The organism is Limnothrix sp. PR1529 (genome assembly GCF_002742025.1).
Lineage (GTDB): Bacteria > Cyanobacteriota > Cyanobacteriia > CACIAM-69d > CACIAM-69d > CACIAM-69d.
Genome location: NZ_LIRO01000118.1, coordinates 1 through 8751 on the forward strand (window position 1 = coordinate 1; position 8751 = coordinate 8751).

9 protein-coding genes are annotated in these 8751 nt (G+C 53.7%); 3 read left to right on the top strand and 6 right to left on the bottom strand.

The window, feature by feature from the left end; all coding sequences use genetic code 11:
- Window positions 1-36 precede the first annotated feature (36 nt).
- On the bottom strand, window positions 37-210 hold the full coding sequence (locus AMR42_RS20660) for a hypothetical protein (RefSeq protein ID WP_158234519.1): 174 nt from the start codon (window positions 208-210) through the stop codon (window positions 37-39).
- 716 nt (window positions 211-926) lie between these two features.
- On the opposite strand from AMR42_RS20660, the gene AMR42_RS16590 reads away from it, so the two are divergent.
- Complete coding sequence (locus AMR42_RS16590; RefSeq protein ID WP_099534768.1) at window positions 927-1493, top strand: photosystem I assembly protein Ycf4; 567 nt, start codon at window positions 927-929, stop codon at window positions 1491-1493.
- Between the two features lie 2 nt (window positions 1494-1495).
- Window positions 1496-2275: a peptidylprolyl isomerase gene (locus AMR42_RS16595; protein WP_234407059.1), complete on the top strand. Its 780-nt coding sequence runs from the start codon at window positions 1496-1498 to the stop codon at window positions 2273-2275.
- Between the two features lie 242 nt (window positions 2276-2517).
- Here the strand turns inward: AMR42_RS16595 and AMR42_RS16600 are convergent, their stop codons facing one another.
- Window positions 2518-3003 (bottom strand): hypothetical protein, encoded by a 486-nt coding sequence (locus AMR42_RS16600; protein WP_143473152.1) that lies wholly within the window; start codon window positions 3001-3003, stop codon window positions 2518-2520.
- Between the two features lie 424 nt (window positions 3004-3427).
- Here AMR42_RS16600 and AMR42_RS16605 point away from each other — a divergent pair, with 424 nt between their 5' ends.
- On the top strand, window positions 3428-4603 hold the full coding sequence (locus tag AMR42_RS16605; RefSeq protein WP_099534770.1) for a beta-ketoacyl-ACP synthase: 1176 nt from the start codon (window positions 3428-3430) through the stop codon (window positions 4601-4603).
- Between the two features lie 116 nt (window positions 4604-4719).
- On the opposite strand, the gene AMR42_RS16610 is transcribed toward AMR42_RS16605, so the two are convergent.
- The 4 genes from AMR42_RS16610 to AMR42_RS16625 form a co-directional block, all read right to left on the bottom strand.
- A complete protein-coding gene (locus AMR42_RS16610) occupies window positions 4720-5844 on the bottom strand; it encodes an AI-2E family transporter (RefSeq protein ID WP_099534771.1) in 1125 nt (374 codons plus the stop codon).
- Between the two features lie 186 nt (window positions 5845-6030).
- Window positions 6031-6624, bottom strand: a complete 594-nt coding sequence (locus AMR42_RS16615; RefSeq protein ID WP_099534775.1) for a chromophore lyase CpcT/CpeT — start codon at window positions 6622-6624, stop codon at window positions 6031-6033.
- Window positions 6625-6800: 176 nt separating this feature from the next.
- Window positions 6801-7391: a chromophore lyase CpcT/CpeT gene (locus AMR42_RS16620; protein ID WP_099534772.1), complete on the bottom strand. Its 591-nt coding sequence runs from the start codon at window positions 7389-7391 to the stop codon at window positions 6801-6803.
- A gap of 105 nt (window positions 7392-7496) precedes the next feature.
- Window positions 7497-8441 (bottom strand): bestrophin family protein, encoded by a 945-nt coding sequence (locus tag AMR42_RS16625; RefSeq protein ID WP_099534773.1) that lies wholly within the window; start codon window positions 8439-8441, stop codon window positions 7497-7499.
- Window positions 8442-8751: the final 310 nt, after the last annotated feature.

Below are 8751 nucleotides of genomic sequence, written 5' to 3' on the forward strand. Positions count from 1 at the left end.
TCCAACTGCGATGGTCATGGAGTTCCTCTCTATCTGTTAACAGAGGTTCAAAATTGCGATATCTACGGTCGTGAGGCGGGTTTGAAGCACTTCCGGTTCCGTAGAATTTTGACCCGTCTCGCGATCGGGGCCTGGGCAACGATGAGAATCCGCAGGGAGTTGGGGCATGAGTTGCACTTCCACCCAGAAGAGCGCCGTTGCCGATGCCATCGATTGCTGAGATCGGTTAATTTTTCTTAACCTACCACACTCATTTCGGGTGAGGGTAGGGCGATCGCAAGTCTGGCAACCAAATCAGAAAATTTGGACTGGTTTCCAGGGTTTAGTCGAACGATCACATCGATTACAAATCTCATGATAATTGAAGGGGCGATCGGGGGGTGGGGAATCTCTTAACGGAGTTGATCAAACCCAGGCGAATCGCGTCAATCGGGCCCGCTGGCGGGATCACGGGCGGCGGAAACCCTTCCGATCAACTTCAGACTAATTTAAGAATTGCGGGGATCAACGCACGGCTCCGTAACAGACCACTGCCAATTCCCATGCCAATCCACAGCCCATGGGTGGTCAATCTCGCAGCCCGATCGCGATTCAGCGCCAAGTCACGATCACCGAGTTCGCGGCTCCGGGCGATCGCGCTGTTGCGATTTTTTTCATTTCCCCCAATCTAAGACCTTCGTTAAGAAAAAATAAGTAATTATGCTTAATGTTTGTTAGCCATTCTCGGATCGTTGTCTTTCGCCAAGATTTTTAGGAATCTGCCAAGTTTGCTTAGACTGTTGAAGGGACGGTTCCTGATGGAGCAACCGGGCCCAATCAAATCATGGCCGGTCTGAGCCAACAGTTTGGGGCCAACAAGCGTTTCATCCCCCCCTGCGTTCCCACACCTGTTTTCGATACACAAGCAATTTTTAAGCCATACACCTATGACTGTCTCCACCGATCCCCAATCCGATCGCCTGTTGCGGACGGAGATTGTCGGCGCGCGCCGTCTCAGTAGCTATGCGATCGCCACGATCGTCACCATCGGCGCTACGGGCTTTTTGCTTGCCGGTTTGTCGAGCTACCTGGGCGTGAATCTGCTGTTGTTCTCAGACCCCACCAAGCTCGTGTTTGTCCCCCAAGGACTGGTGATGGGGCTGTATGGCACTGCCGGATCACTGCTGGCCACCTATCTGTGGTTAACCATTCGCTGGAACGTGGGCGGTGGTTATAACGAATTCGATCGCACCACGGGTAAAGCCACCATTTTTCGCTGGGGCTATCCCGGCAAAAATCGTGAAGTGAAGCTCACCTGCGACCTGAGCGCGATTCAATCCGTGCGCGTAGACCTCAAGGAAGGGATTAACCCCCGGCGGGCCTTGTACCTGCGAGTGAAAAATATGCGCGATGTTCCCCTAACCCGTGTGGGCCAACCCCTGTCCTTGACGGCACTGGAAACGGAAGGAGCCGCTTTGGCTAAGTTTCTGAGTGTGCCGCTGGAGGGTCTGTAACGATGAACTATTTAGCAACCTACTGGATGAAAACCTGCGCCAAAGCATTCCGGGGGCTATGGCTGGCTCCGATTGCCGCGTTGCTGGTTTTTTCGATCGCGGGCTGTGCTGGCCAGCCGGCCGATAGTCGCCAAGTGAGCAGCCCCGCGCCGTCGGTTGCCGCCACGCCGGCCCAGTTGCCCGCCGGTTTGCCCCAGTTAACCGGAAAAGCAACCGTGACCATGACCATCAAGGGTCAGCCGGTGGAAATTGAGGTGGACGGAACCAACGCACCCATCACGGCCGGAAATTTTGTGGATTTGGTGAACCGTGGGGTGTATGACGGCTTGATGTTCCATCGGGTGGTGCGGGAGCCGGTGCCCTTTGTGGTGCAAGGGGGCGACCCGCGCAGCAAGGATCCCAAGGTTCCGATCACGGAGTTGGGGATGAGCGGTTTCACGGATCCCAAAACGGGCCGCGAGCGCACCATTCCCCTCGAAATTAAGCCCAAGGGTCAAGCCCAGCCGGTTTATAGTGCGACGTTCCCCGATTTGGGCATTGCAGAAACGCCGGTTTTAACCCACAAGCGGGGCGCGGTGGCCATGGCACGATCGATGTCGCCGGATTCTGCCTCGTCGCAGTTTTACTTTGCGCTGGCGGAGTTAACGCCGTTGGATGGTAGCTATGCGGTGTTTGGCTATGTGACCAAAGGCATGGAGACGATCGACCAGGTGCAACAGGGCGATCGAATTGAGAAAGCCAGCGTCACAGCAGGTCTGGAAAATCTGAAAACCACGCCCTAGTCCAAGCGATCGCAAAATCCAGTCTGCAAAATCAAGCTCGCGTCCAACCAGGGACTTCCTAAGCCTGTTTTTTCAAGCTTGACTTAAATGAAAAGCAGATAAGTTGATTAACTTACCTGCTTTTTTATTGGGCACATTTTTCAATTTGTGTCAGCAGTGCAATCAGGCTATCGACACTCGATAACTTTCAACGATCGATAGCCTTGAAACAGGACTCAACCTAACTTTTTCGAGACCGGTCGCTATTCAAAAACAAAGTTCTCTCGACCCAAACGTGCTGGGGCGACGTTATTGATAGTCACCACATCAAGCCCATCGAAACGAATCACAGAACCTGATCCTCGTGCAGAAATTTGCAAGCCACTGTAGCGGCCCACAACTCCCTTAAACACAATCAAGTCCACATCGGGAGTGAAATCAGTAATCGTGTTAATTCCCGCAGGCAACGAACCATTAGTCACAACAAAGCGATCGCGCCCTTCTCCTCCAGTGAGACGAGAGCTACTACCCGCATAGAGAATGTCATCACCTTGGTCGCCAAAGAGCTGATCGTTGGCAAAGCCCAATAGTGTGTCGTTACCTTTTCCACCGCGCAACGTGTTACGGCCTACGCCGCGAGACAGCAAGAGATCATTACCCTCATTGCCGTTAATTGTTGCGTTACCAGCGCCAGTCAATGTGTCACCCTTGGGGGTAGATACAGTTGTCCGATTAATATTGAGTGTCATGACTGATGGAAGCCATAGTTGCAGAGATTAGGCGAATCATAACAATTAAATTCCAGAATTTCAGTCTCGCCTGCTATTGTCAATCATTAAATAATCTGATAGAGAGCTACGCCATTTTCAAAATGGCATCACACAAATTCTCATGAATTGCTTGATTTTTGAAAAGCAAAGATTTTTAACTAATCCTTATTCTTACCTTATCTTTATGATCAAGTGTATTCAAACAGGCATTGAGTTGATATGACGTTCTTAAGGAAAATTTTCTAAAGCAGTTCTTATTGGCAATTGTGAGATATTTTCTTGAAAAATTTCCAATAAAATTTCCAATAAAAAATGACTTAATTTATGCATTTAAATCAGACAAGAGTATTGTTAGATAAATTAATTATTCAGTAATCATTTCCGAGCGATTTGAACGTTTGAAATGAATCACATTCAAGAGAAATCCAGAAGGATTGTAGTCACTGGTATTGGATTGACTTCAGCTCTGGGTAATCGAAACGTTACTTGGCAATCACTGCTTGCTAGGCAATCAGCCATTCAACTCCATCAACCCTTTGTTTCAATTCCTGCGCGTCCATTAGCACTAATTGATTCGGAGCCAATTGAGCTAACACGGTTAGTAGACCAGGTAACTCAAGCAGCTTGGGTTGATGCAACCACGGTTCCCATTGATGCACCTATTGATCCAGATCTTGTTGATCAACATCTCGGGGTTTGTGTGGGATCCAGCCGCAGCTATCAGGGAGTTTTGGAGCAATACGCCGCCGGGCAACGCCCCTTGGATGATCAATGGTTAAGGCATTTGCCCCACGGCCCAGCGGTGCGGATCGCCCAGCAATTGGGGGCAGGGGGCCCGCTGCTGGCTCCGATGACTGCCTGCACGACCGGGATCAGCGCGATCGCCCGGGGAGCGGACTTAATCCGGGAAGGCTGGTGCGATCGGGTCTTGGCGGGAGCCGTGGAAGCCCCGATCACGCCCCTGACTTTGGCGGGGTTTGCCCAAATGGGGGCCCTGGCGACCACGGGTTCCTATCCCTTTGACCGATCGCGCGAGGGGCTGGTGTTGGGAGAAGGGGCGGCTCTGCTGGTGTTGGAAGCGGCCGACCTGGCCCGATCGCGCGGAGCCAAAATCTATGGAGAAATTTTAGGGGCCGGCTTCAGCACCGATGCTTATCACCTCAGCGCGCCGGATCCAACGGGGCGATCGGCTCGGGTTGCGGTGCATTGGGCCCTGAAACGTAGCGGCTGGCGACCGGAACAGGTGGACTATATCCACGCCCACGGCACGGCCACCAAGCTGAATGATGCCCAGGAAGCCAATTTAATTCAAGATCTTTTTCCCCAACAACCGCCCGTGAGTTCCACCAAAGGAGCCACCGGCCATACGCTGGGGGCTTCCAGTGCCTTGGGCGTTGCGTTTTGTCTTTTGGCGATCGAGTCCGGCCAGTTGCCGCCCACGGTGGGATTGCAGGATCCAGAATTTGCCGGGTTTTGGCTGCAAACCCCGATCGCCCGACATGTCGATCGAACCCTTTGTTTTGCGTTTGGGTTTGGCGGCCAAAATGCGGTGCTCGCTGTTCAGCGATTTGAAGATTGAGAGTTGAGGATTGAGGAACAGGCTAGGCCGTCAATTTGCAGCAACCCGATTTGCAGCAACCTAGAAGCCTGGAGAGGCTCAGCACCTTAGCTTTCCACAATCCTGCGGCCCAACTCTCAGCGATCGGGCGTGGGTTGCACTGGGCGATCGGGTCGAGCGGTTTTGACGGGCAAGGCGGAATCGGTTGCCAAAGTCCAGCCATGATTGGGCGATCGCCACAGTTCGATCGCGCTTTTGATCGTTCCCGCCAACGGAACCGCCAAAACCACCCCCAACAAGCCACCCACCTTAGCCCCCGCCAGCAGGGACAACAGCACCCAAACTGGGTTCAGCCCCGTAAATTGCCCCAACAGGCGCGGAGCAACCGTATTTTCAATAATTTGATCCACCAAAAAAGCCAACAAAAGCACCTGTAGCCCCAGCCAAAAACTCTTGACCGCTAACAGCAAGCTCACCACCACAATGCTGATTCCCGCGCCAAAGGGCACTAGCGTCATGACCCCAATGCCCAGACCAAACAGCAACCCAAACGGCACTTGCAGCACCAGAAAGAGCAACACCATGGCCACCCCGATCGTGGTGGCCAAAGCCGCTTGACCGGCGTAGTAATTTTGGAAATTTTGGCGAAAACATTGGCGCACCTGCTCCCGTCGTTCGGGCGGCAACCAACTAAAAAAACCATCCCAAAATTGCTCGCCCCGCAACAGCAAATAAACCGCCAGCACCATCGCAATCAGAGCATCAAAGGCCCGCCCAGCCATTTGCACCAACAGGCTCACCAGTTGGGTGGTTAGGTTTTGAATTTGGGCTGAGAATTGGGCGATCGCCTGGGTTCCCAACTGTTGAAGGTCGATCGGGAGCCGCTTGGCAATGGCCCAATTAGACAGGTTTTCAAGCTGTTGCCGACTCGAAGCCACCCAACCAGGCAACCCATTAGCAAAAGCGGCAAATTGGTCATAGAGCACCGGAGCCAGCGTTAGCCCCAACAGACCTACAATCCCCAAGGTCAACAGGACGATCGCCAACACCGCAAATTCCCGCCGCACATGCCAGCGTTTTCCCTGCGCTTCCAGCCACCGCACGGGATAGTCCAACAGAAAGGACACCAGCGTGGCCACCACAAAGGCAGACAGCAGGGACTGAAAGTAATTGAAGACCTGAAGCAACATCCAGCCGTTCAAAAACGCCAGCGGCAACAGCAACCCCAATAAAAACCAGCGCAGGAGTGATCGGATGGACATTAATTATCGAGATTGATCGAAGTCGAGCGGCCACCCCAAAAACGGAGGAGCCGCGCACTGAACATGGTCAAGGCAGCTCACTCAGGCTTCCACCGTCGCCCAGCACAGCGGAACTGATGGCAATCATTTTGGCGCAGGGAAAGCCGACCGTGGCGATTGATCACCCTTCCCCGCTGCTACATCGCCCTAGGGAGCCACCACCTCATCGGCAAAGCTGGCCACCTTCACAAAGTCAAAGGGCCCGGCCACCGCACCCCACACATGCTCATCGGTTTCCGGGTCGCGGCCCCGATCCCAGCTCACAAATCGATCGGCTGTGATTTCAAACTGACTATCCAAGTAGGTTTCCTTGCCCTTGCGCGTGACCATGCAGGCCTTGCCGGGTTCCACCTGGCCCGTGAAGGTTTGCCCCGTTCGGCTCACCAAAAAATTGCAGTGACAGAGCCGCTCCAGGCGATCGGCCGTCAGCGCTTGCAGGCGATCGGGCTGTCGAGAAGCACCAAAAAATTCCTGCTCATGGGCAACGGCATAGTTTTCAATTTGGATTTGCCCATCCACCTCAATCAACTTCAACACCCGCACACGATAGGGCTGGTTGAGAGCGTAATCATAGGCCTGTTCCACATAGAAACTAATGCCGCCTAGCAGGGCGATCGGCAGGGGCCGCATACAGACCCGAATATGGGCAAAAAAGGGCGGATTTTCAAACGCTTGGGCTTGGTTGCTGAAGTCGGCGGCCATCCAACGGCCAAGGGTCACCAAATCAGCAGCGGGGGCGATCGCTTCAGACACTTGGGTCATGGTGTGATTAATCGGGGATTTCGTAAGGATTGAAAGGAATGAATGGTTATCGGAGCGAATCAAAATCGATCCCAACAATGGCGAGGGCAAGGCTGACCACTGACCACAGCGGATGACCGTTGCAGTTCGTTGCAGTGGCTCCCTGCGATCGCATCTTAATCGCCAACGCGCCGATAGCGAAATGGGCCCATGATTGCCCCCCAAATCGGTTTGCCTGTGTCGGGATCGATGCCCTTGTCGTAGCTGAGAAATTCGCCCGATCGCACCTCAAACCCCAAACTCACCTGGCGCAATTGCCCATCGGCCTGGAAACAACAACGTCGATCGGGCGGAAGTTGGGCCCGGAAACCTGCATCCTCTGCCAGAACCGCCATGGGCAACAGGCAACCGGGCAGTGGCTCCAAGTCCGCCAAGGTCAAGGGTTCCAAAATAGCGGGATCCAAACCCCCGCCGCGCCACCGCTCCGGCTGTCGCAGGGCAAAGTAGGCCACCGCCAGCGGAAAATCAGGATCAGAGGTGGGAGAAATCTGGAACACCCTGGGGCGATAAATTTTGGCAAAGGTGGGGGCGCTGGCCTGTTCCGCATAAATCCCCAAGTGACCGGGCCCAAAGACCCCGATCGATCGATGCCACAGCCGCACACCCACATACCAAGTGGGATCCGCCAGGGCCTGTTCCCGATTTTCAAAAGTTCCCGGCAGCCAAAGGGCCAGGCGATCGAGCCAAGCAGAAACGTGATGGGTCATGGGAAACCAGAATCCATCTGGAACGATTGGGACTATTGCAATTGTTTCTTAAATTTTGGCCCCCAGCCTTGCCACCCCGCTTAGATTCCGCCCTAGCAAAAACGGCTACTGAGAGCTGTTATCTACCAATGCTCGGGCATTGGCTTCCCGGGGATTCAGAGTGGTCAAATCTTGCATGTTTTGGCGAACGGTGTTGCAAATGGCATCTAGGGGCAAATCATTTGGATCCGTGCCAAAGGGATTTTCGATTTCTTCGCCAATTTCTTCAATTCCAAACAGCGTGAAAGAAATGATGGCAACGAGTAATCCTGTCCACCAACCCACCTTGGACACCAATTCAAAAGGCAGAATTAAGCAGTAAATTAATAGCAATTGCCGCAAGTGAATGGCATAGGCAAAGGGCATGGGTGTTCGCAAAATTCGCTCGCAACCTCCCAAAGAATCCACCAACACATCAAGCAGACGGTGCATGGAAGCCAGTTGATAGGGGTTGAGGTTGCCGCGATCGCGCTGCTCCTCTAGAAAAGCGGCGATTCGTACTGATAAATCCAGAGGCGCATGATCAGTGGTTCGCAAGTTGTCCAGCACATTTGGCTCAACCAAATCCGCAACCGCTTCCGTGACGGATGCCCCCCGTAAATGCTGCTTGGTGGCAATGCCAAAGGCAGCAATGAGATTCAAAGCTGAGATTTTTTGCTCTCGCACTTCCGGCGTTGGTTCATCAATTGCCACCCAAATTTGTCGCCCCAGGTTACGGGAGGTGTTAACAATTCCGCCCCAAAGTTTGCGCCCTTCCCAGAACCGTTCGTAGGCGGTATTAGTGCGGAAAACCAATAGCAAACCCAGCACCACGCTGGGAATTAAATTTGCCCAGCCCGGTTGGGCCACGGGAACTTTCAGGGCATGTAGCCAACTGACGACGGCGGCAAAGGTTCCACAAAGCAGCACGCGGGGTGCAATGGTGGGCACAACGGAGCCGCGCAGTTGCAGAATGACCCGCAGCCAGGGACGGCGATCTTTTTGTCTGAATTGAAAAATGCTGGTTGCCATTACGATTTCAGAGTTCTCGCAAAATCCTGAGTAGGGAAGTGGGTTGATTGTACTCAGTTGGCTGACTCTGCCGCAGGGAGATCGCTTGGGGCAATGGGTTTTGTGTTTTGTTGAGCAATCTCGCTAGAACAGTTTCCAGCACGCTGAAGACCACAGGAATGGCGCAAGGTTGGCCGTGGCGGATGGGGCAAGCCTAGGGCGAGGGGCGAGGGGAGTCCGGGGTTTCGCCGGAGGGTGATGCGGGGCTTTCGGTGGTGGGTGCGGGGCTGGATGTGGGGCCAGGTGTGGGGTCTGTCTCTTATACACATCT